Annotated in this window: 18 protein-coding genes; 6 read left to right on the forward strand and 12 right to left on the reverse strand. The window is 72.2% G+C overall.

The features are described from left to right. Nucleotides 1–10: 10 nt before the first annotated feature. Nucleotides 11–1,144, reverse strand: a complete 1,134-nt coding sequence (locus CF165_RS09770) for a nucleotide disphospho-sugar-binding domain-containing protein (protein ID WP_093947103.1) — start codon at nt 1,142–1,144, stop codon at nt 11–13. A gap of 5 nt (nt 1,145–1,149) precedes the next feature. After that, nucleotides 1,150–3,024, reverse strand: coding sequence for an asparagine synthase (glutamine-hydrolyzing) (asnB, locus tag CF165_RS09775; RefSeq protein ID WP_205660803.1), 1,875 nt, complete (start codon nt 3,022–3,024; stop codon nt 1,150–1,152). A gap of 465 nt (nt 3,025–3,489) precedes the next feature. Between asnB and CF165_RS09780 the strand changes: the two genes are divergently transcribed. Continuing rightward, nucleotides 3,490–5,412, forward strand: coding sequence for an AfsR/SARP family transcriptional regulator (locus CF165_RS09780; RefSeq protein WP_093947104.1), 1,923 nt, complete (start codon nt 3,490–3,492; stop codon nt 5,410–5,412). A 20-nt stretch (nt 5,413–5,432) separates the two neighbouring features. Next, nucleotides 5,433–6,650, forward strand: coding sequence for an FAD-dependent oxidoreductase (locus CF165_RS09785; RefSeq protein WP_276209723.1), 1,218 nt, complete (start codon nt 5,433–5,435; stop codon nt 6,648–6,650). Nucleotides 6,651–6,692: 42 nt separating this feature from the next. Here CF165_RS09785 and CF165_RS09790 read toward each other — a convergent pair whose 3' ends face one another. Beyond that, nucleotides 6,693–8,126 carry an NDP-hexose 2,3-dehydratase family protein gene (locus CF165_RS09790; RefSeq protein WP_093947105.1) on the reverse strand — a complete coding sequence of 478 codons (1,434 nt, stop codon included), beginning with the start codon at nt 8,124–8,126 and terminating at the stop codon, nt 6,693–6,695. A gap of 125 nt (nt 8,127–8,251) precedes the next feature. Between CF165_RS09790 and CF165_RS09795 the strand changes: the two genes are divergently transcribed. Genes CF165_RS09795 through CF165_RS09805 form a run of 3 tightly spaced genes read left to right on the forward strand, consistent with a single transcriptional unit; the run spans nt 8,252 to nt 9,589 of the window. After that, the gene (locus tag CF165_RS09795; RefSeq protein ID WP_093947106.1) at nt 8,252–8,968 is read left to right on the forward strand and encodes an SDR family NAD(P)-dependent oxidoreductase; all 717 of its coding nucleotides are present in this window, start codon (nt 8,252–8,254) and stop codon (nt 8,966–8,968) included. 1 nt (nt 8,969) lies between these two features. Next, nucleotides 8,970–9,296 carry an antibiotic biosynthesis monooxygenase family protein gene (locus CF165_RS09800; protein WP_093947107.1) on the forward strand — a complete coding sequence of 109 codons (327 nt, stop codon included), beginning with the start codon at nt 8,970–8,972 and terminating at the stop codon, nt 9,294–9,296. Continuing rightward, on the forward strand, nt 9,293–9,589 hold the full coding sequence (locus tag CF165_RS09805) for an antibiotic biosynthesis monooxygenase family protein (protein ID WP_158226757.1): 297 nt from the start codon (nt 9,293–9,295) through the stop codon (nt 9,587–9,589). Before CF165_RS09800 ends, CF165_RS09805 begins: the two co-directional genes overlap by 4 nt. Nucleotides 9,590–9,760: 171 nt before the next feature. On the opposite strand, the gene CF165_RS09810 is transcribed toward CF165_RS09805, so the two are convergent. Genes CF165_RS09810 through CF165_RS09830 form a run of 5 tightly spaced genes read right to left on the reverse strand, consistent with a single transcriptional unit; the run spans nt 9,761 to nt 15,125 of the window. Next, the gene (locus CF165_RS09810) at nt 9,761–11,407 is read right to left on the reverse strand and encodes a carbamoyltransferase C-terminal domain-containing protein (protein ID WP_093947109.1); all 1,647 of its coding nucleotides are present in this window, start codon (nt 11,405–11,407) and stop codon (nt 9,761–9,763) included. Between the two features lie 13 nt (nt 11,408–11,420). After that, complete coding sequence (locus CF165_RS09815) at nt 11,421–12,377, reverse strand: arylamine N-acetyltransferase family protein (RefSeq protein WP_093947110.1); 957 nt, start codon at nt 12,375–12,377, stop codon at nt 11,421–11,423. Further along, nucleotides 12,374–12,628, reverse strand: coding sequence for an acyl carrier protein (locus CF165_RS09820; RefSeq protein WP_093947111.1), 255 nt, complete (start codon nt 12,626–12,628; stop codon nt 12,374–12,376). The genes CF165_RS09815 and CF165_RS09820 overlap by 4 nt, the downstream gene beginning before the upstream one ends. An 18-nt stretch (nt 12,629–12,646) precedes the next feature. Next, nucleotides 12,647–13,852: a beta-ketoacyl synthase N-terminal-like domain-containing protein gene (locus CF165_RS09825; protein ID WP_093947112.1), complete on the reverse strand. Its 1,206-nt coding sequence runs from the start codon at nt 13,850–13,852 to the stop codon at nt 12,647–12,649. Between the two features lie 16 nt (nt 13,853–13,868). Further along, nucleotides 13,869–15,125, reverse strand: a complete 1,257-nt coding sequence (locus CF165_RS09830) for a beta-ketoacyl-[acyl-carrier-protein] synthase family protein (protein WP_093947113.1) — start codon at nt 15,123–15,125, stop codon at nt 13,869–13,871. Between the two features lie 150 nt (nt 15,126–15,275). Here CF165_RS09830 and CF165_RS09835 point away from each other — a divergent pair, with 150 nt between their 5' ends. Beyond that, nucleotides 15,276–16,310, forward strand: coding sequence for a methyltransferase (locus CF165_RS09835; RefSeq protein ID WP_205660805.1), 1,035 nt, complete (start codon nt 15,276–15,278; stop codon nt 16,308–16,310). 56 nt (nt 16,311–16,366) lie between these two features. Here CF165_RS09835 and CF165_RS09840 read toward each other — a convergent pair whose 3' ends face one another. The 4 genes from CF165_RS09840 to CF165_RS09855 are packed head-to-tail and all read right to left on the reverse strand — an operon-like array spanning nt 16,367 to nt 20,430. Next, nucleotides 16,367–17,377, reverse strand: a complete 1,011-nt coding sequence (locus CF165_RS09840) for a methyltransferase (RefSeq protein WP_093947114.1) — start codon at nt 17,375–17,377, stop codon at nt 16,367–16,369. Beyond that, nucleotides 17,374–18,204 carry an SAM-dependent methyltransferase gene (locus tag CF165_RS09845; protein ID WP_093947115.1) on the reverse strand — a complete coding sequence of 277 codons (831 nt, stop codon included), beginning with the start codon at nt 18,202–18,204 and terminating at the stop codon, nt 17,374–17,376. The genes CF165_RS09840 and CF165_RS09845 overlap by 4 nt, the downstream gene beginning before the upstream one ends. After that, nucleotides 18,201–19,385 carry a nucleotide disphospho-sugar-binding domain-containing protein gene (locus tag CF165_RS09850; RefSeq protein ID WP_093947116.1) on the reverse strand — a complete coding sequence of 395 codons (1,185 nt, stop codon included), beginning with the start codon at nt 19,383–19,385 and terminating at the stop codon, nt 18,201–18,203. The genes CF165_RS09845 and CF165_RS09850 overlap by 4 nt, the downstream gene beginning before the upstream one ends. Nucleotides 19,386–19,398: 13 nt before the next feature. Then, nucleotides 19,399–20,430 carry a methyltransferase gene (locus CF165_RS09855; RefSeq protein WP_093947117.1) on the reverse strand — a complete coding sequence of 344 codons (1,032 nt, stop codon included), beginning with the start codon at nt 20,428–20,430 and terminating at the stop codon, nt 19,399–19,401. Between the last annotated feature and the right edge of the window lie 140 nt (nt 20,431–20,570).

Genomic DNA, 20,570 nt, shown 5'->3' on the forward strand with positions numbered 1-20,570 from the left:
CTCCCACTCCTCATCTCGAACCGGATCCGGTCAGTTCCTCCAGGACGCCGACCACCTCGGCCGGCGACGGCTGCGCCGCCATCTCCGCGCCGTGGCGGGCGGCCGCGGACCGATAGGACTCGTGCGTCAGCAGCTCCCCCGCCGCCTCCCGGAGCGCGTCCGGGTGGCAGGACTCCGGTGCCAGGCAGCGTCCGGCACCGGAGCGGGTGAGCAGCTCCGCGTTGAATCCCTGATCCGCGATCTGCGGCACGACGAGGTGCGGGATGCCCGCGTGCAGCGCGGTCAGCACGGTGCCCGCCCCGCCCTGCGACACGAGCAGGTCGCAGCCGGGCAACACGAGCTGCAACGGCGGCGAGTCCGCCACCCGCACTCCGGCGCCGCCAGGGGCGACGTCCCCGGTGACGTCGCCGACCACCACCTCCGCGGCGATCCCGCGCAACGCGTCGACGACCTGCGGCACCCCTACCGCGGCCTCGCCGAGCCGCGGCACCGTGCCGCCCCAGGTCACGCAGATCCGGGGCCGCGGCGCCGGTTCCCGCACCCAGCTCGGTTCCAGCACGTTGCCGTTGAAGGGGACGTAGCGCACCGCCTGCCGCCGGTAGTCCGCGGGTACGCGCAGCGCGGCCGGGCACGGGTCGAGGGTGAGCGTCCCCAGCAGGTCCACTTCGCCGAGCCCGTACCGGTCGAGCACGCCGGACAGCGCTTCCCCCGCGCTCGCGCCGGAACCCCTTGCGCGGTAACCGAAATCCGGGCCGAGGAGGTGCCGGACGGCGGGCACGCCGAGCACGGCCGCCAGCAGCGGCCCGGCCTGCGCGGCCGGGCTGAACAGCACCAGGTCCGGCCGCCAGTGCCCGGCCAGCGCCACCAGGCCGTCCATCGCGGACGCGGTGACCTCCGCCCGTGCCGCGAGCGCCTCACGCCGCCCGTCGACCGCCAGGCCCGCGGCCATCCGCCGGAACAGGCCGGGGAAGTCCACCTCCCGGCCGACCTCGCAGCCGACGAGCCCGGTGCGCCGCAGCAGCCCGGCTCCCCCGGGCTGCACCGCCACCCGCACGTCGTGCCCGGCGGCGACCAGCGCCCAGGCCACCGGCACCAGCGGGAAGCAGTGCGAGGGCCACGCCCAGGTCGTGACGAGGACCCGCATCCCGGTCAGACCTCGACCGACACGCCGTAGGTGGTGATCCACTCGTCGAGCTGCAGGAGCATCTCCACGTGACTGCGTTTGGCCCACGCCTGTCCCGCGGACACCTTGTCGCCCGGCCACAGCGCGGCCGGGTTCGCCGCGGTCTCCCGCACGGCGTCCAGGTCGACGAACTCGGAGATCGCGGTGTCCGGCCGGGAGATCATCCGGCTGAGCTCGGCGCACAGCGCGGCCGGGTACCCGGCGTCCTGCGGCACCGGGTACGGCGACTTCTGCCGGTCGAGGATGGACTGCGGCAGCAGGTCGGCCACCGCGGCACGCAGCAGCCCCTTCTCCCGCTTGTCCCGGATCTTCATCGACCACGGGATGTTGTAGACGTACTCGGTCAGCCGGTGGTCGGTGAAGGGCAGCCGCATCTCCAGCCCGGCCGACATCGCGATCGTCTCGTCGTGCGGCAGCAGGGTGCCCAGCCAGTTCTTCAGGTGGATCATGAACAGGTCACGCATCACGCGCTCGGTGCCGGACTCGCCGGGCAGGTGCTCCACCTGGCTCACCGTCTCCCGGTACCGCTGCGCGCTGTAGCCGGGGATGTCGAGCTTGTCCAGCAGGCCGGGCTTGAGCATGCCGCCGCCCAGCCCCGCGGTCGGGGCGCCGGCGTCGAGCGCGGCGAGCGCGACCCACGGCAGGTTCTTCGACTTCACGACCCCCGGGTGGTGCACCCAGCCCATGCCGCCGAAGAACGAGTCCGCCCCGTCGCCCTGCAGCACACTGCTCGTCCGCCGCCCCACTTCGCGCAGGAACAGGTAGTAGGAGGTGTTCATGTTGCCCAGCGGGTTCGGGATCTCCTTGGCCCGCAGCACCGCCGTGCGCGCCAGCGGGTCGAGCAGGTCCGCGGTGCGCAGCACGATCTCGGTGTGGTCGGTGTGGCAGGCGTCCACCATCTCCCGCACGTAGGGCAGGTCGGGGCTGTGCCACACCTCGTTGGCCTGGAACTCCTCGCGGTCGTCGCCGAAGCGGACGGTGTAGGTGCGGACGGGGGCGTCTTCGGGCCGCCCCCGCGAGACGAAGGCGGTCAGCGTGCTGGAGTCGACCCCGCCGGAGAGCAGCACGTCGGGCACGGCGAAGGTGGGCAGGCTCATGGTCTGCTCGAGCAGAGCGCGCACGGTGGCCACGGTGGCGTCCATGTCGTCCTCGTGCTCCCGCGTTTCGGGTGCCCAGTACTGGTGCTCGGAGATCCCGGTGGCGCCGATGCGGACGAACGACGCCGGTTTGACCGCGCGCATCCCCTTGAACACGGCGTGCCCGGGGGTGCCGGCGTAGGCCATCAGCTCACGCAGCCCGTCCGCGTCGACGGCCGCGCGCAGCCACGGATGCACCAGCAGCGCCTTGCGCTCGGAGGCGAACACCGCGCCCGCCTCGGTCTCCGCGTAGAACAGGGGCTTGAGCCCGACGCGGTCACGCACCAGGATCGCCTGCTGCTCGCGCTCGTCCCACAGCGCGATCGCGTACATGCCCACCAGCCGGGTCACGAAACCGCTTCCCCACTCCAGGTAGGCGTGGAACAGCAGCTCCGCCACGGCGCCGCCGGTGAGCCGGTGGCCGCGGCCGGCGAGGTCGGCCCGCAGCTCGTCGGCGTTGTAGACCTCGCCGTCGAACACCACGGCGCCCAGCAGCCGGCCGTCGGCGCGCACCTCGAACGGCTGCGCGCCGGTGTTCGAGGTGCCGGCCACGAGCCGCCGGAACCCCAGCAGGGCGTGCTCGCCACGCCAGATCCCCTCCTCGTCGGGTCCGCGCGCGGCCATCGCTCCGACCATGGACCGCAGCACCGCGTCCTCCCGGCTCAGGTCACGGTCCCGGTGCACCCACCCAGCGATCGCGGACATCGGCGGCACTCCTTCACGTGTTCGGCGTTGGCGCGGGCCAGCCTCGGGCCCGGCAGTCCAGGACCACTCGAAGCCCGGTCGATCACCGGCACTAACCGCGCGACACGCCCGGAAACGCTTGCCAGGAGTGTCCAACTGCATCCGTCGGCGTCGACGACCACCGGGTCACCCTTTTGGACCTTTACGACAACATGTGGGTAAGAAACCATCGATCTCACGATCGGAACGGGCGGGATTCACATTGCGTTCCTCGCCGACGCGCCCCTGGTGCCGTTCATTCCGCCTCCGCCCGGCGGAAGCGGCCCGGGACTCGACGCTGGAGGAGCACATGCGACGACTGGGGAACCGCCCGCTCCATGCACCCGATCCGAACGTTTCGGACGGATCGGACATTTCGTCCAAAATGACGGCGAAATGCCCGTTTCACGGGGGAAGTTCACACGCTATGATCACTGGGGATGATCCATGCATTTCCGCATTCTCGGTCCACTCGAGGTAAAAGGGAAAATATATTCCCTCACCCCTCAGGCGCCCAAATTGAGAAGTGTTCTCGCGGCATTATTACTCAATTACAACAAGTCCGTTTACACGGATTCACTCATCGATGAACTGTGGAATGCGGACCCGCCGGCGAGCTGCCACACGACCTTGCAAACCTACATCTACCAGCTGCGCAAGATCTTCGCCGTGGAAACCGCCAGGAGCGGGCCGCTGGCCAGCATCGTGACACGCCCGGCCGGATACGCCATCGAACTGGACCCCGTCGACTTCGACCTGCACGTGTTCACGCAGCTGGCGGAGCGGGGCAACCTCGCGCTGGAGGCCGGCGACCCGCAACTGGCCGCCGAACGCCTGCGCCAGGCGCTCGAGCTGTGGCGTGACGTCGCGCTGGCCGACGTGCAGCGCGGGCTGCTGCTCCAGGCGCACAGCGCGCGCCTGGAGGAAGAACGCCTGCGCACGCTGGAAAGCCGCATCGAAGCCGATCTGCAGCTCGCCCGGCACCGCAGGCTCGCCAGCGAACTGCGGTCGCTGACCATCCAGCACCCGCTGCACGAGGGTTTCCACGCGAAACTGATGCTCTCGCTGTACCGGTCGCACCGGCGGCACGAAGCTCTGCAGACCTACCAGCGGCTGCGCGAAACACTGGACCGGGAGCTGGGCATCGACCCGAACACCGAACTCCAGCAGCTCCAGCACGCCATCCTCAACGCCGACCGGTCGCTGGACGCCGTGCCACCGCGGGAATCGGTCGAGGTGACCGCCGTGCCGGCGGTGCCGGCCCAGCTGCCAAGGGACACCGGCGACTTCACCGGCCGGGGCGAGGAGCTCGCGGCGCTGGGGGCCCTGCTCGGCGGTGATACCCCCGACGACGCGACGGCCGTGCCGATCGCACTGGTGACCGGCGCGATCGGCAGCGGCAAGACCGCCTTCCTCGTGCACGCCGGCCACCGGCTGCGGGCGCGTTACCCCGACGGCCAGTTCTTCGTCGACATGCGGGGCAGTCGTACGGAGCCGGCGGAACCCGCCCAGGTGCTCGAGGAGATGCTGCGCGCGCTGGGAGTCCGGCCACAGCACGTGCCGGGGACACTCGACGAGCGCAGCAGGCTGTTCCGCAGCCTGGTCAGCGACCGGCGCGTGCTCATCGTCCTCGACGACGTCGCCTCCGCCGCGCAGGTCGGCCCGCTGCTGCCCGGCAGCCCGCGTGGCGCCGTGCTGATCAGCAGCAGGCTGCCCATGCCCGAACTGCCCGGCGCGCTGTCGATCGAGCTGGGTGAGCTGCCGTACGACGCCGCGCTGTCGCTGCTCGCCGCGAGCGTCGGGGACGATCGCGTGACCGCGGACCCCGTCTCCGCCGCCGCGCTGGTGCGGCTGTTCGGGCGGCTGCCACTGGCCGTGCGGGCCGTCGGCACGCGGCTGCGCGCCGCACCCTCCGAGTCCCCGGCCGCGCTGGTCACCAAGCTCACCGACCACCCGTGGCCGCTGAGCGAGCTGCGCGTCCGCCACTACGACGTGCGCACCGAGCTGGACGAGACCTGCCGGCAGCTCGACGAGCAGCACCGGGCGGCGCTGCGGTGGCTCGCGCTGCGCCAGGAGCAGACCTTCGACGCCCATTCCGCGGTGCGGTTCCTGCGGATCCACGACGCGCGGGCGGACCTGCGGTTGCTCGGCGGGCTCCACGACGCCGGGCTGCTCCAGCTCGGCCACCGCCACGACGAAGCCGGGCCGCGGTACCGGCTGCCCGAGCTGGTCCGGCTGTACGCGCAGGACCAGCACAGCGGCCCCGGACCGGCCGAGGAGGTGCCGCAGCAGCGGGAAGCCTTGCGGGGCCATGGTTTTCGACCCGCGTCCGACGTCTCGTGGATCGCCGCCCGGCAGGATCCGCCGTAGCGACGAGGAAAGGGAAACACGTGAGTTCGGAAACGGTCACATGTTGTGTGGTGGGCGGCGGCCCGGCGGGGATGATGGCAGCGCTGCTGCTGGCCCGGCGCGGGGTCGAGGTCACGGTGCTGGAGAAGCACGCCGACTTCATCCGGGACTTCCGGGGGGACACGGTGCACCCGTCCACCCTCGAACTGCTCGACGAGCTGGGGCTGGCGGGGCGCTTCCACCAGCTGCCCGTGAAGAAGGCGCCGATGTTCCGGATGCTGACCGAGGCCGGCGAGACGCGCATCACCGACCTGCGTGAGGCGGGCCTGCCGTTCCCCTACATCGCTTACGTGCCGCAGTGGGACTTCCTGACCCTGCTCGCGGACGAGGCGCGCCAGTATCCCCACTTCCGCCTCGTCACGCGGGCGGAGTGCACCGGGCTGCTCCAGGAGGACGGCCACGTGACCGGCGTGCGCTATCGCACCCCGGACGGGGACCACGAGCTGCGGGCGCGGCTCACGGTCGCGGCGGACGGCAGGCACTCCACGGTCCGCCGGGCCGCCGGGCTGCGGGCCAGGGACCTCGGCGCCCCGATGGACGTGGTGTCCTTCCGCCTGCCCCGCGAGGAGGACGACGGCGACCAGCCGTTCCTGCGCCTCGGCACCGGGCACCTGATCATCGGCATCAACCGCGGCAGCTACTGGCAGCTGGGTTACCTGATTCCGAAGAAGGGCTACCGCGTGCTGGAGGCGGCCGGGATCGGCGAGCTGCACCGCCGGATCGACGGCCTGCTGCCCGCCTTCGCCGAGCGGATGCGCTCGATCGGCTCGTTCCGCGACACCAGCGTGCTGGAGGTCCAGCTCAACCGGCTCACCCGCTGGCACCGCCCCGGCCTGCTGGTGATCGGGGACGCCGCGCACGCCATGTCGCCGGTGGGCGGGGTCGGCATCAACCTCGCGGTGCAGGACGCCGTCGCCGCGGTGAACATCCTCGGGACCGCGCTGCGCCGGTCGCAGTACTCCGGGAGCTCGCTGGACGATTCGCTGCTCGGACAGGTCCAGCGGCGGCGCACCCCGCCGACGGTCGCCACCCAGCTGTTCCAGCGGGCGATCCAGGCGCGGCTGATCCGCCCCGCCCTCACCGGGAGCCAGGCGGCGGTGCCGCTGCCGCTGCGCCTGATGAGCCGCTTCAAACCCTCCCGGGTCGCGTTCAGCCGGTTCGTCGCGCAGGGGTTCCGGCCCGAGCACGTCCGGGCGTGAACCCGCGGTGCCCCGCCGTCCCCCTGCGGCGGGGCACCGCTTTCACCACAGCGAGTTCGCGCAGGCCAGCAACGTGCGGGCCTCGACGTTGAGGTAGTAGCTGTGCCCCACCAGCCGCATCAGCTGGTTCAGCGTGACCCAGGCGAACTGCGGCGGCACCGCCAGCGGGAAGTCCTCCTCCACCTCCACCAGCAGGTAGCGGTTGACCGCGCCCAGGAACCGGCCGCCCTCCTCGGAGTGGCGCACGTCGTAGCGGACGCGCTCCGGCGGGACGGACCGCAGGTAGTCGGCGAAGGGCGGCAGCGCGCTGGCCGGCTGCTGGCGGTAGGTGTCGATGACGTACTGCACCGTCGGCGCGAGCTCCACGACGTCGCGGGTGCCTGCCTCGGTCCTGGCCCCCACCAGCACGTGCGGGATTCCGGCGATGCGCCGGACGAGCCAGGCCGCCACCCCGAGCCCGCAGGGCTCCACCATCGGCTGCATCCAGTGCGTCACCTCGCGGCTGCCGATCCGCGCGTCCACCCCCACCACCCGGAAGTACCTGCCCTCGTCGTGGGAGATCGAGAACCGGGAGGTCCGCCAGCGGCGCACGGCGGGCAGCGGGATCCGCCGCACGGTCAGCTCGCGGGTGGCCTTCGCCGCGGTGAGCCAGCTCAGCAGTTCGCCGCCGGTGTGGTGAGCCCGCCGCGACAGTGCGGAAAGCCGCAGCGCCGCACCGAACTCGTCCTCGCCGCCGGCCGGTCCCGGCCCCGTGAACGGCACGCAGGACAGCACGGTGCGCGCGTCCATGTTCACCAGGTTGTCGTACCGCAGCAGCCGCCGCAGCTGCGCGAAGGTCAGCCAGCAGAAGTCGTCGTGCACCACCACGTCCTCGTCGGTCTCCACGACGACGTTCCGGTTGCGCTTGGCCAGGAACCGGGAGTTCTGCTCCGACTGCAGCACGTCGACCAGCGGCCGCGCACGGGCGGGGTCGGCGAAGTACTCCAGGTAGCGGGTGCGGGCGCCGCCGTGCACCCGCAGGTAGTTGCTGCGGGTGGCCTGCACGGTCGGCGACAGCTGCAGCCCGCCGGGATTTCCCGGCTCCACCTTGGCCTGCACCAGGCAGTGCACCACGCCCCCGATCTCCTTCACCAGGAAACCGAGGATGCCGATCTCGGGCTGGTCGATGATCGGCTGGTCCCACTCGCCGACGGGGTCGGCGTCGGTGCGCACCTGGATGCCCGCGATGCGGAAGAACCGGCCGCTGCGGTGGCCCAGCCCGGTCTCGTCGAACTGCCAGCCGTCGAGCTCGCCCAGCGGAACCCGCCGCACGAGCCGTTCGTGCGCCTGCCGGCGTTCCCGCCACCAGGACCAGAACCTCGCCATCGGCACCGCGGCCTGCTCGTCGGGGCAGATCGCCGACGCGGTGAGCCGGTCGGCGAGCCCGCGCCGCCCGTCCGGCCGCAAACCGGCGACAGTGGACAGTCGTGTGGTCATGGCGCCTCCTCGTGTCGGCCCGCATCGTCTCCCCCGGCGGCCCAGTGGTGCTCGAATCTCGCTGTCTTCCCGCTCCCCCAGTCAGTTTCGAGTGCTCGTCGAACCACGCGGCGCAGCCTGGTCACATGACGCCTGACCTCACCGGCCGGACCGCGTTCGTCTCCGGGGGCTTCCGCGGCATCGGGCGGGCGATCACCGCCGCCCTGGCCGACGCCGGCGCCCGCACGGTCTCCTGCGGCCTGACCGTGCCCGAGCACCCTGTCCGGAGCGGGGACCGGCACCTGGCCGTGCGCGCCGATGTCACGTCGGAGGCCGAGATCACCGAGCTCGCCGGGGTGATCCGTGAGCGGTTCGGCGGGCTGGACGTGGTGGTGTGCAACGCGGGCATCACCGAGTTCAGTCCCATCGAGCAGCTGACGCCACAGCGGTGGCGGGCGGTGCTGGACACCGACCTCTCCGGGGTGTTCCGGGTGGTGCGCGCGCTGCTGCCGCTGCTGCGGAACAGCGCCTCGGTCGTGCTGATCGGTTCGCGCAGCGCCACCAGCGGAATGCCCGCGGTGCCGCACTACCTCGCCGCGAAGGCGGCGCTCACCGGGTTCGCCCGCAGCCTCTGCCGGGAGGTGGGCGACCGCGGCGTGCGCGTCAACGTCGTCGCGCCCGGTGCGGTCGAGACCGACATCACCGCGATCATGCCGGACGCCATCCGCGAACGGCTGGTCCGGGAGATTCCCCTGGGCCGCCTCGCCGTTCCGGCGGACGTCGCGGGACTGGTCCTGTTCCTGGCCGGCCCCGGCGCCGGCTTCATCAACGGAGAGGTGATCACTGTGGACGGTGGGATCTGAGATGACGGAGCAGGCGAGCTTCGGTGTGCTGCTGACGATGCGGGTGAAACCCGGCTGCGCGCAGCGGTTCGAGGAAGCGATCAGGCGGGTCGCCGCCACCGTGGCGGACCACCCCGGCAACGTCGGGCAAGCGGTGTTCCTGGACATCGAGGACGAGCTGACCTACGTGATCAGCAGCGAATGGGTCAGCGAGCACGCCTTCCGCGAGCACGAACGCAGCCCGGAGCACCGGCGCGCCATCGCCGCGCTGCGGGACCTGCGCGCGGACAGCGCGATGGCGGTCATGCACCTGGTGCACCGCCTCACGCCGGAACCGGGGCCGCGGTGAAGGGGCACCTGCGCGTCCTCGTCTGGTACCGGGCCGCGGCGGAGGCGGACATCGCCGGAGGCCACGCCGAAATCGCCCGGTCGCTGGCGGGCGTGCCCGGGATGGTTTCCGCCGAGCTGCACCGCTCCCGCACCGACCCGGAAAGCTTCCTCGTCATCAGCGAGTGGTCGGACCGCGAGTCCTTCGACCGCTGGGAGCGCGGCACCGAGCACAAAGGACAGACGTCGCCGTTGCGGCCGTACCTGGACCGGACCAGGGCGCTGCCGTACGAGATCCACGAAGTGGTCGGGTGAGCCGGGTGCGCCGTGACCGCAGGCACGGGCGGATCCGGCGCGCGCTGCGCTGGGTGCTGCCGGCACTGGCCGCCGCGGGCGCCCCCTTCGCCCCCCTGCCCCCGGGCTTCGACTGGACCTGGCCCGCTCGCGACGGCCGGAAGCTGCCGCCGCGAGCGGGTGAGGTGTCGTTCAGCAGCGCGAAATCAGCTCATCGCCGAGCACGAGGAAATCCAGGTCCATCCCGCGAAAGGCCCTGAGCGCCTCCGCCGGCCCGTTCACGATCGGCTCACCCCGGCCGTTGAACGAGGTGTTGATGAGCACCCGGGGGGCGCCGACCTTCTCCAGTTCGTCCAGCACCGCCTCCACCACCGGTGCCTCCCCGCCGCGCAGCAGCTGGGGACGCGTGGTGCCGTCGACGTGGACCGCGGCGGGCACGGTCTCCCGGCCCGCCGCCGTCACCGCGGCGGCACCGAGCATGTACCGGTTGAGCTCGCACAGGTCGGTCCACAGCCGCCCCGCGCACTCGATTCCGGCGACGGGCCCGAACGGCCGCCACGGTTCGCGGTTCTTGATCCGGTTCACCCGCAGGTGCACCTCGGCGGGACGCGGCAGCGCGAGGATGGAGCGGTGGCCCAGCGCGCGCGGCCCGATCTCCGCGCGGCCCTCGGCGACCGCGCCCACCTGGCCGGCCAGCAGCAACTCCGCCACCCGGTCCGCCGAAAACGCCGTCCGGCGCAGGCCGGCCCAGTCCTCGGCCGACGCGGGCGCCGCCTCGGCGAGGTCCGCGCCGAGGTACGGACTGAGCAGGCGAGCCCGCTCCCGAGGCGGTCGCACCCACCACGCCGCACCCAGCGCCACCCCGGCGTCGTGGGGCACCGGCGGGACGTACACCGGCTGCGGCACCAGCGCGTTCGCCGAGCAGTTGAGCGCGACGCCACCGGCGAGGCACAACGCCTCCAGGCCGGTCGTCTCCCGCGCCTGCCGGGCCAGCCAGCCGACCCCCTCCTCGACCATGGTCTGGGCGGTGTAGGCGACGAGGACCGCTTCCTCGTCCTCGTGCAGCCGGAACACCTCCCGGCGCGGGCGGCCGGTGCCGGCGACCTGGTCGTAGATCGCCCGCCAGCCGTCGAGCACGTCGTGGTACTGCTCGACGATGTCGTGACTGCGGTAGTCCCGCACCCGCGGCGCCGCCTTCTCCAGCAGCAGCCGGTAGTCGTCCCCGCCGAACTCGATCAACGGGGTCGTCCGCATGCCCGCCGCGCGGCCGAACGCCGCCAGTCCCATCGTCTTCCCGGCGTCCAGGAAGGAAAGTCCCAGCCAGCGGGAGGCGGCGTCGTAGGCCCACCCGAGCGACTGGTGCCGGGGAAAGGACCGCACCAGCCGTGGCTGCGCCCCTTCGCGGAACTCCCAGATCGTCGCCGACTCGTCCTCGCCGTTGCCGTCCACCACGAGCACCGCGGCCTGGTCGTACAGCGAGGAGTGAAACGCCGACGCCGCGTGGGCCGCGTGGTGCGGCACGTGCACGATCTCCGGCAGCCGGCCGGGCAGCTGCCGGCCGAGCGCGAACTCCAGCAGGTCCCGCTCGGTCGCGAACATCGCGGGCACCAGCCGGGACATGTCCCAGCCGGTCGCGATCACGTCCACATCGGACAACGTGATCCCGGCCCGCCGCAGGCAGAAGTCCACGGCGAGCCGCGGCGGCTGCCGCACGGCGTGCCGGTCGCGGCTGAACCGCTCCTCCTCGGAGAAGGCCACGACCCGTCCCGCCGAATCCACCAGGCAGGCCGCCGCGTCGTGCGATCCGAAGGGCGGACCGTTGATTCCCAGTACCCACACGAGAATGTCTCCCTCATCGATCCTTCCCGGCGCCCCTCGGCTGCCGGGCTTCGGCCGGGTCACGCGCCTCCATCGGCCGCGCCCAGCCCTGGTCCACCACCGGCCCCGGGGCGGCGGCACCACCGGTCAGGCGCGTGGTCAGCGCGGCAAGCTTCGCCTCGCCCGGCCGCACTCGGAACCGGTCCGCGAGCAGCCCCCCGAGCTCGTCGGCGCCGACCTCGGTCTCCTCGCGGGTCCCGTCGGGGGTGATCTCGGTGAGCATCCGGTCCCGCAGCAGCACCTTGCTGCCGCGGTGGCGGTACTGCGCGACGAGGTGCCCGGTGAACGGCGACCGCGGGTGGTTGCCGATGAAGTAGTTGGTGATCTCGAAGTCGATCCGGTGCTGGCGGTGTTCGCTCGCGCTGTAGAGATCGAACCAGCCGACGCCGGGCAGGTGGGCGGCCAGCACCCAGTCGTCGGCGGCGGCCCGGTCGAACCGGAACCGCCAGCCGTCCTGCACGGCTTCGGCGCCGTCCCGCCACAGCAGGGGTTCGATGAGCCCGTCGGCGCCGAAACCGACGTCGGCGAGCCAGCGCTCGCCGTCGGCCTCGACGGCGAGCGCCATGTGCTTGCCGCGCGCGCGTGCGCTGCCCAGCCGCATGCGGCCGCCGAGCCGGTGCACGCGGAAGCCGAGGTTCTCCAGCACGGCCGCGAACAGCGTGTTCTGCTCGAAGCAGTACCCGCACCGGCCCTCGTCCGCGATCTTGGCGCCGATGGCGGCGGGGGCCAGGCTCGGCACGATGCCGAGGAAGGGGTCGATGCCCTCGAACGCGAAGGCCTCCAGGTGCAGCCGGTGCAGCCGGGTCAGCAGGGCCGCGCTCGGCGGCCCCGGGTCCGGCCCGGCCCCGATCGCCCGCAGGTATTCCCGCATCGGCACCGCGTCGTTCTCCCACTCGCCGCCGACGTCCGTGGCGGCCGGCCGCCAGGTCACAACGTCACGCCGTTCTGCCGGTTGACGCGCTCCACCAGCTCCCCCGGCGTCATGACCGGCAACGCCTCGTCGTCGAGGGTGACCCCGTACTCCTGCCGGATCCGGGCGGCCACCGCCATCAGTGCCAGCGACTCGTAGCCGAGGTCGCCGAAGGTGGCCGTCCCGGTGTCGTCGCCGAACTCCCCCTCCTCCGGCTCTCCGGCCGCGTCGACCACGAGCCGCCGCAGTTCGTCCAGTGTCAGGTTCCGCATCGCTACCTCCGTCTTCCGTCACGGGCGCGGTGCCGTCAGCACCACCGCTGAGTTGAACCCGCCCGCGCCCCTGGCCAGCACGAGCGCGGTCCGCACCGGCTGGTGCCGCGGCCGGTCGCGCACGAGGTCGAGGCGGTGGGCGGGGTCCGGCCGGTCCACGCCGACGGTCGGCGGGATCGCCGAGTGCCGGATGGCCAGCAGTGCCGTGGCCAGGTCGAGCGCGGAGCCGCCCGCGTACAGCCGGCCGACCATGGTCTTGGGTGCGGTCACCGGCACGCCGTGGGGACCGAAGGCGGCCACCAGCGCGGCGGCCTCCTCGGCGTCCAGCTCCGGCACCGCCGCGGCGTCGGCGAACACCACGTCCACCTCCGCCGATGTCACGCCCGCGTCGGCGATCGCGGCCTGGATGCAGCGCAGCAGGCCCGGCGGACGCCCCGAGCCCGGCTTGGGGTCGAAGGTGGCCGCATATCCCGCGAGCTGGCCGTAGCCCCGTCCCCGCGCGTTCTCCGCCTTCTCGGCGATCAGGATCGCGCCGCCCTCGCCGGGGACGTGCCCGGCCGCGCGGCGGTCGAAAGGCAGGTAGGCCAGCGCAGCCTCGCGGGTCGTGTTCACCCGTCCGCCGGGCAGCTGGCACACCAGCGCGTACGGGGACAGCGACGCCTCCGTGCCGCCCAATACCGCCAGCCGTGCACCGTCGTCGATCGCGCGGCGGGCGTGCGCCACCGTGTCCAGGCCCCCGGCCTGCTCCGTGACGACCACCGAACAGGGTCCGCGCATGCCGTGCCGGATCGACAGCTGGCCTGTGCACGCCGCGTAGAACCACGCGATCGACTGGTAACTGCCCACGAACATCGGCCCCTTGGCCCACAGGTTCTGGTCCTCGCGCTGACCGAACTCGTTGCCGCCGGAAGAAGCCGCGGTCGACACCGCCATCTCGTACTCGGGCAGTGCGGCGGGGTCGACGCCGGCGTCGGCCAGCGCCAGCTCGGCCGCGGCGAACGCGAGGTGGGTCCACCGGTCGGTCTGCACCCGCAGCCGCCCCGGCACCTTTCCGAGCAGATCGTCCGCGGCGACCTCACCGCCGAACCGCACCGGGTAGTCCCGCCCCGGGCGGGTCAGCGGCGCGATGCCCGTGCTGCCCGCGAGCGTGGCCGCCCAGTACTCCTCGTGCCCGATCCCGTTGGGGCTCAGCACACCAAGGCCGGTGATCACCGGTGCCGTCATCCTCGTCCGCTTCCCTTCACACCTTCTTGAGCAGGACCGCGGTCTGGAAACCACCGAACCCGCTGCCGACGCTGAGCACCACGTCCACTTGGCGCTCCCTGGCCCGCAAGGGCACGTAGTCCAGGTCGCACTCCGGGTCGGCCGCGTCGAGGTTGGCGGTCGGCGGCACGATCCCGGTCTCGATCGCCAGCGCGCAGGCGGCGATCTCCAGCGACCCGATCGCGCCGAGCGAGTGGCCCACCATCGACTTGATCGAGCTCACCGGAACCTCGTAGGCCCGCTGTCCGAGGCTCCGCTTGAACGCGGCGGTCTCGTGGCGGTCGTTCTGCCGGGTACCCGACCCGTGCGCGTTGACGTAGTCCACATCGGACGGATCGAGGCGGGCGCGGTCGAGCGCGACCCGGATCGCCTCGGCCATCTCCCGGCCGTCCGGCTTGAGGCCCGTCATGTGGAAGGCGTTGCCCCGGTGGGCGAAGGCCGCGACCTCGCAGTGGACGTGGGCCCCTCGCGCCCGTGCCCGCTCGTAATCCTCCAGCACGAACACCGCGGCCCCCTCCCCCAGTACGAACCCGTCGCGTCCGGGGTGGAACGGCCGCGAGGCGCGGGCGGGGTCGTCGTTGCGCGCGGAGGTCGCCTTGATGGCGTCGAAGCAGGCGACGGTGATCGGCGCGATCGGCGCGTCCGACGCGCCCGCGACCATGACGTCCGCGCTTCCCTCCTCGATCAGCCGCGCGGCGTGCCCGACCGCGTCGAGCCCGGAGGTGCAGCCGGTGGAAACCGTGGCCACCGGTCCCTCCGCGCCGCACTCCCACGCCACCTCCCGCGCGAGGGACGCGGGCACCAGGTAGTCGTACAGCTGCGGCACGGCGTAGGCGTGGTCGACCCGCCACTGCTGCCCGCCGTTGCTGACCACCACGTACTCCTGCTCCAGCCGGGTGGTCGAACCCACCGCGGTGCCGATGCGCACGCCGGTCCGCTCCGGCACGATCCGGTCCGGTTCGAGCCCGCTGTCGCGCAACGCCTCCCTGGTGCTGACGACGGCGAACTGCGCGACCCGGTCCATCCGCCGCATCTCCTGCGGGTCCAGCCCGTTGGCCGCCGGGTCGAAGTCGGCCTCCGCGGCGATCCGGGACCGGAACCCGCTCGCGTCGAACAGCGAGATCGGCCGGGTGGCGGTCCGGCCGCTGGTCAGCAGGTCCCAGAACGCTTTCACCCCGATTCCGCCCGGGGCGACGACACCGATCCCGGTGATCACTGCTCTGCGAGGCTTCATGGGACCGACGTTCGCCGGAGGCGCTCGAAATCCGCTCAACCCGTCCTGGAAGGTCGGTTCGAGCCAGCCTCCACACCACTCCCAGCGCGATCGGACAGCGTGCTTCCCCGGTAGCTCAGCAGGTTCACCCTCGGAAGGTGGTAGCCCAACGTGAACGGATCGAACACCGCCGCGGTCCGGCGGCTGGAGGAACTGGCGTTCGGCGCCGGGATCGCCGCGATGGTCCAGACCGCGGCCAAGCTCGGCCTCCCGGACGCGATCGACGCCGAACCACGGACCCTCGACGAGCTGGCGGCGGCCGTCAACGCCGACCCGTACCCGCTCGGCAGGCTGATGCGGGCGCTGACGACGCACGAGGTCTTCGCCGAGGTGTCACCCGGCCGGTACGCCCACACCGACGTCTCCCGCTTGCTGCGCAAGGACGCCGAGCTCGGGCTGGTCCACCTCGTGCTCTGGATCGGCGCGGCGTGGACGTGGCAGGCGTGGCAGCACCTCGACGACGCGATGCGCACCGGCAAGAGCGTCATCCCCGACATCTTCGGCAAGGACTTCTACACCTACCTGCGGGAGGACGCGCCGGACGCGCAGGAGGTGTTCAACCGGGCCATGACCCAGGTCAGCGGGCTGACCTCGGACAAGGTGGCCGCCGCGATCGACCTCGACGGCGTGGGCGTCGTCGCCGACGTCGCCGGCGGCCAGGGGCACCTGCTCAGCACACTGCTGCGGCGGTGGCCTGCGGCTGACGGAGTGCTGTTCGACCTGAAGGAAGTGCTGCCCAGTGCGGACCCGAGCCTGCGCGAGGGCGGGGAGTTGGCGGGCCGCGTGCGGCTCGCGGGCGGCGACTGCACCCGCGCGGTCGATGTCGAGGCGGACCTCTACATCCTCAAGAACATCCTGGACTGGCCGGACGCGAACTCGATCGCCACCCTGCGCAACATCGCGGCGGCGGCGAAGCCCGGCGCGCGGGTGCTCGTGATCGACAGCCTCGTCGACGTGGACCCGGCGGAGATGAAGGTGACCACGGCCAAGGACCTTTTCCTGCTGCTCAACGTGGGCGGGCAGATGCACACGCTGGGGCAGTTCCGTGAGCTGTTCGAGCGGGCGGGCTACACCTTCACCGGCGTGCGCTCCGTGCCGGGCACCTTCCCGTCGCTGCACCTGATCGAGGGCGTCGTACCCGGATAGTCCACAACGGACGGCGGGCGGAGCGGATTTCCCCGCTCCGCCCGCCTCGGGCGCGCTCAGGCCGGTTTGCTCGCCACCACGAGGACGTCGAAGCTCGGCAGGGGCCGCGCCGAGTCGAACACGAAACCCGCCGACTCCGCCCAGTGCCGGCACTCGCCGATGGTGTACTCGGAACCGGCCGGGGTCATGATGATCATGTTGAGGCTGACGAGCAGGTTGGTCAGGTCGGTGCGCTCGTCGTCGATCATCCGGTCGTACACGGCCACCGCCCCGCCGGGCGAGACCGCCTCGTACGCCTTGGCGAGCAGGTCCTGCCGCTGCTCCGGTGACCAGTCGTGCAGCACGTGCCCGAAGATCAGCACGTCCCCGCGCGGCAGTGGGTCGGTGAAGAAGCTCCCGCCGACGAAGCCGATCTGCTCCGCTTTGCCCAGCCTGGTGACATGCTCGGAGAACAGCGGCTCCGTGGAGCGGACGTCGAACACCGTGCCGCGCAGGTGCGGGTGGGCGTCGATCACCGCCGCCGCCACGTTGCCACGCGCACCGCCGACGTCCACGAAGGACTGGTACCGGCTCCAGTCGAGCCCCTGCGCGATGTGCGGGGCGATCGTGCTGTTGATCGCGTCCATGCACTCCATGAAGTGACGCAGGATGGCCGGGTCCTTGGGCTGGTCGCCGAACAGCTCCTCGGGGTCCTGCCCCTTGGTGCCCTTGCGCAGCAGGGCCGTCAGGTCCGACCACTCGTCGTACAGCCGGGGAGCCACCTGCAGGAAGGCCCCGACGTAGCCGGCGCGGCCCGGCACCAGGTGGTTCTCCGCCGCGGCGCTGTTGCGGTACCGGCCGCCGTGGCGTTCCAGCATCCCGAGCGCGACCAGGATGTCGAGGAACTCCCGCGACGGCCGGGCGTGGATGCCCAGCCGCTCGCGCAGCTCGGGTTCGGTGAGCGCGCCGCCGGACAGCAGCGCGAAGACCCCCAGTTCGGCCGCGCTCTGCATGACCTTGCTGGTCCCGTGCGAGGCGCTGAGCTGGAGAATCTTCACCACGTCCGGAGTATCGGAAACGGTGGTCATGCGGTCGCTCCTTCTTCCTCTGTCAGTGCCGCGGTGATCAGGTAGTAGCCGAGCAGGCCGCGTTCCCAGGCCACGAGCCAGTTGCGCGCCCACTCCCGCCGGAACTCCGTCTGGCCCAGCCAGGTGTCGAAGCCCGGCCACACGTGCCTGCCGATGTCGGTGACCTCGATGCCGGTGAACCCGTGCGCCGCCAGCGCGTCCGTCAGCGCCGCCACGGGGTGCGCGTAGTCCATTCCGTCGGCGAAGCTGCCCAGAAGCTCCGCGAGCCGGCCGGCCTCGACGTCCCGGTCCGGCGCGAAGTAGGACGTGACGGCCAGGCGGGCAGGGCGCCGCGCGACCCGCGCGGCTTCGGCGGCGAACCCGTCGAGGTCGGGGAAGTGCTGGATCGCCTCCACGGACACGATCCGGTCGACGCTGCCCGCGGGCAGCGGCAGCTCGCTCGCCGAACCCTGCGAGTACCGCAGCCGCCCCGGAAAGCGGGCCGCGACCGCCGCGTTGTCCTGCCCGGCGCGTTCGACCTGCACGGGCAGCAGGTCCACCCCGTGCACCTCGGCGGGCCCGAACTCCTCCAGCGCCAGCGCGCTGCCCCGGCCACGGCCGCAGCCCACCTCCAGCAGCCGGTGCTCCGGGCGGAGCTCGAGGGGGCGCAGGGCGTTGCGGTACAGCGCCCGCTGGCTGGCGATCCGGTCGTCGACCGACAGCTCGCGGTCGAGCGGGATGCCCTCCCAGTACCCGTAGTTGATGAACCCGCCGGCGAAGATCGAGCGCGAGCTGAGGTCCTTTTCGCCGTACATCACGGACCTCCGCGCGGCGGCGTTCTCGGTCATCGGTCACCCTTTCGTACGGCGTACTCCACGAGGGAATGGACGGCTTCGGCGAGGCTCGGCTGAGCCTCGGACTCGGCACGCAACGCGGCGGCGGCCCTGCGGTGCGGCGAGTCCCGGCGCAGCAGCTCGGCCAGCCGGTCCCGGACGCTCTCGGCCGTGACGTCGTCGCGTTCCAGCACCAGACCGGCACCGGTGCCCGCGAGCTGCGCCGCGTTGAACGGCATGTCCGCGATCTGCGGGACGTGCAGCTGCGGCACGCCGTGGCTCACCGCGGTCATCATCGCCCCGCCCCCGCCCCCGCCGACCAGGACGTCGGTGCCCGGCATGAGCAGCCCGATGGGCAGCGAGAAGCACACCCGGACCCGGTCCCGCAGGTGTTCGACCATGTCCTTGTCCTGCGGGGAAACCGCCAGCACGACCTCCGCGTCGAGTTCGGCGGCGGCCTCGGTGACGGCCTCCACCGGGAAGAGCCGCTGGCCCGCGCTCGCGACCGTGGTCCCCCACGTGACGCAGATCCGCGGCCGCGGCGGCGGCACGTGCACCCACGCCGGCGCGATCCCGGATCCGTTGTAGGGCACGAACCTCGTGCCGATCCGCGGGTAGGTGGTGTCGATCTGGAGACTGGGCGGGCAGGTGTCGAAAGCCGGCCCGTCCAGGATCTTCCGGTTTTCCAGTCCGTAGGCGGCGAACAGCCGCGAGAGCGGGCCACCGCCCGTCCCCGAGCTGTCCGAAGTGGACTTGTGGAAGAAGTAGTCGGGCTGGGCGACGAAGCGCACCGCGGGAAGGTCGCACAGAGCGGCCAGCACGGGGGCCGCGAACGTCGTGGAGTCGTACACCACGAGATCCGGCCGCCAGCCCCGAGCCAGCGGCAACAGGTCGTCGACCATCGACTTGGCCGCCTCGGCGAAGGCGCCGACCATCGCCGGGTCGTGGTCGAGGGTCGCGCCGCGGCCTTCCGGCCTGCCGCTGACGAGGTTCGCCACGCGGCGCCGGTAGAAGTCGTGCAGGTCGAACTCGCCACCGACCTCGACGCCGCACAGCCCCGCCCGCTCGACGGCCGGGCTCAGCGAGGGCTGGGCCGCGACCCGCACCTCGTGCCCGGCCGTGGTCAGCGCCCAGGCCAGCGGAACCATGGGGAACAGGTGGGACGCGTGGCCCCACGTGCAGATCAGTACCCGCATGTCGACGCTGTCCTCACCGTGCGGGCTTGCCGGCGACGACGAGCACGTCCCGGGTGGGCAGCGTTTCCGTGGACGCCACGCGGAATCCGGCCTCGCCGAGCCAGCGGTGGCACTCGCCGACGGTGTACTCCGAGCCGCCGGGCGTGCCGATGATCATGTTGAGGCTCAGCAGCAGGTTCGGCAGGTTCGTGCGCTCGTCGTCGATCATGCGGTCGTAGACGACCACCGAGCCGCCCGGCGGCAGCGCGTCGAACGCCTTGCCGAGCAGCATCCGCCGGTCCTCCGGGGCCCAGTCGTGCAGGACGTGGCCGAAGATCAGCACGTCGGCCGGCGGCAGCGGGTCACGGAAGAAGTCGCCGACGTGGAAGCTGACCCGCCCGGCGGTACCCAGCCGCGCCATGTGCTCGTGGAAGTAAGGTTCGGTCGGGGTCACGTCGAACACCGTGCCGCTCAGGTGCGGGTGTGCCCGCACCAGCGCGGCGGCGACGTTCCCCCGGCAGCCGCCGACGTCGACGAAGCTGCCGGCGCGTGACCAGTCGATCCGGCTCACCAGCTCCGGGGCGACGTTCTTGTTCGCCGAGTCCATGCCCTCGACGTACTTGGCGAAGAACTCGGGGTTCTTCGGCTCGTCGCCGTAGAGGTCCTCCGGCCGGTACTCCGGCGGCGGCCCGCCGCGGCGCAAGGTCGCGGTGAGCCCGCTCCAGGCGTCGTAGAGCACCGTGGCCAGTTCGAGGAACCCGCCGACGTACTCCGGCTCGCCCGGCACGAGGAACCGCTGCGCACCGGCGCTGTTGCGGTAGCGCTCGCCGTCGCGGAGCAGCAGCCCGATCGCCACCACCGCGTCCAGGAAGTCCCGCGCGATCCGCGGGTGGATCCCCAGCGCCGTGCGGATCTCCGCCTCCGTCGCCGGCGCCTTCGCCAGCAGGCCGAACAGGCCGATCTCGACCGCGCTCTGCACCAGTTTCGCCCTGGTGTACCCCGTGCCGAGCTGGATGATGGTGAACGCGTCGACCTCGCCCGCGCCCGCCGATGTCTCTGCCGTCATGGCGCACACCTTCGCCATGGGCGATCCACGACCGCTCAAACCCACGTCGAAACCGTCGGCTCCACCGCCGGACCAGCTGTCCTCCAGCGGACCGCCGCAGCATCGCGGTGCGCCCCGGCCGGGGCGAGCGGCAGGAAGGG

This window comes from Amycolatopsis vastitatis (genome assembly GCF_002234595.1).
GTDB classification, from domain to species: Bacteria; Actinomycetota; Actinomycetes; order Mycobacteriales; family Pseudonocardiaceae; genus Amycolatopsis; species Amycolatopsis vastitatis.

Coding starts and splice junctions, on each gene's coding strand:
- CF165_RS09820 (WP_093947111.1), bottom strand. CDS start 12,628: ATGCGGAACCTGACACTGGACGAACTGCGGCGGCTCGTGGTCGACGCG.
- CF165_RS09800 (WP_093947107.1), top strand. CDS start 8,970: ATGACGGAGCAGGCGAGCTTCGGTGTGCTGCTGACGATGCGGGTGAAA.
- CF165_RS09840 (WP_093947114.1), bottom strand. CDS start 17,377: ATGACCACCGTTTCCGATACTCCGGACGTGGTGAAGATTCTCCAGCTC.
- CF165_RS09780 (WP_093947104.1), top strand. CDS start 3,490: ATGCATTTCCGCATTCTCGGTCCACTCGAGGTAAAAGGGAAAATATAT.
- CF165_RS09850 (WP_093947116.1), bottom strand. CDS start 19,385: ATGCGGGTACTGATCTGCACGTGGGGCCACGCGTCCCACCTGTTCCCC.
- CF165_RS09830 (WP_093947113.1), bottom strand. CDS start 15,125: ATGAAGCCTCGCAGAGCAGTGATCACCGGGATCGGTGTCGTCGCCCCG.
- CF165_RS09845 (WP_093947115.1), bottom strand. CDS start 18,204: ATGACCGAGAACGCCGCCGCGCGGAGGTCCGTGATGTACGGCGAAAAG.
- CF165_RS09795 (WP_093947106.1), top strand. CDS start 8,252: ATGACGCCTGACCTCACCGGCCGGACCGCGTTCGTCTCCGGGGGCTTC.
- CF165_RS09790 (WP_093947105.1), bottom strand. CDS start 8,126: ATGACCACACGACTGTCCACTGTCGCCGGTTTGCGGCCGGACGGGCGG.
- CF165_RS09855 (WP_093947117.1), bottom strand. CDS start 20,430: ATGACGGCAGAGACATCGGCGGGCGCGGGCGAGGTCGACGCGTTCACC.
- asnB (WP_205660803.1), bottom strand. CDS start 3,024: ATGTCCGCGATCGCTGGGTGGGTGCACCGGGACCGTGACCTGAGCCGG.
- CF165_RS09825 (WP_093947112.1), bottom strand. CDS start 13,852: ATGACGGCACCGGTGATCACCGGCCTTGGTGTGCTGAGCCCCAACGGG.
- CF165_RS09770 (WP_093947103.1), bottom strand. CDS start 1,144: ATGCGGGTCCTCGTCACGACCTGGGCGTGGCCCTCGCACTGCTTCCCG.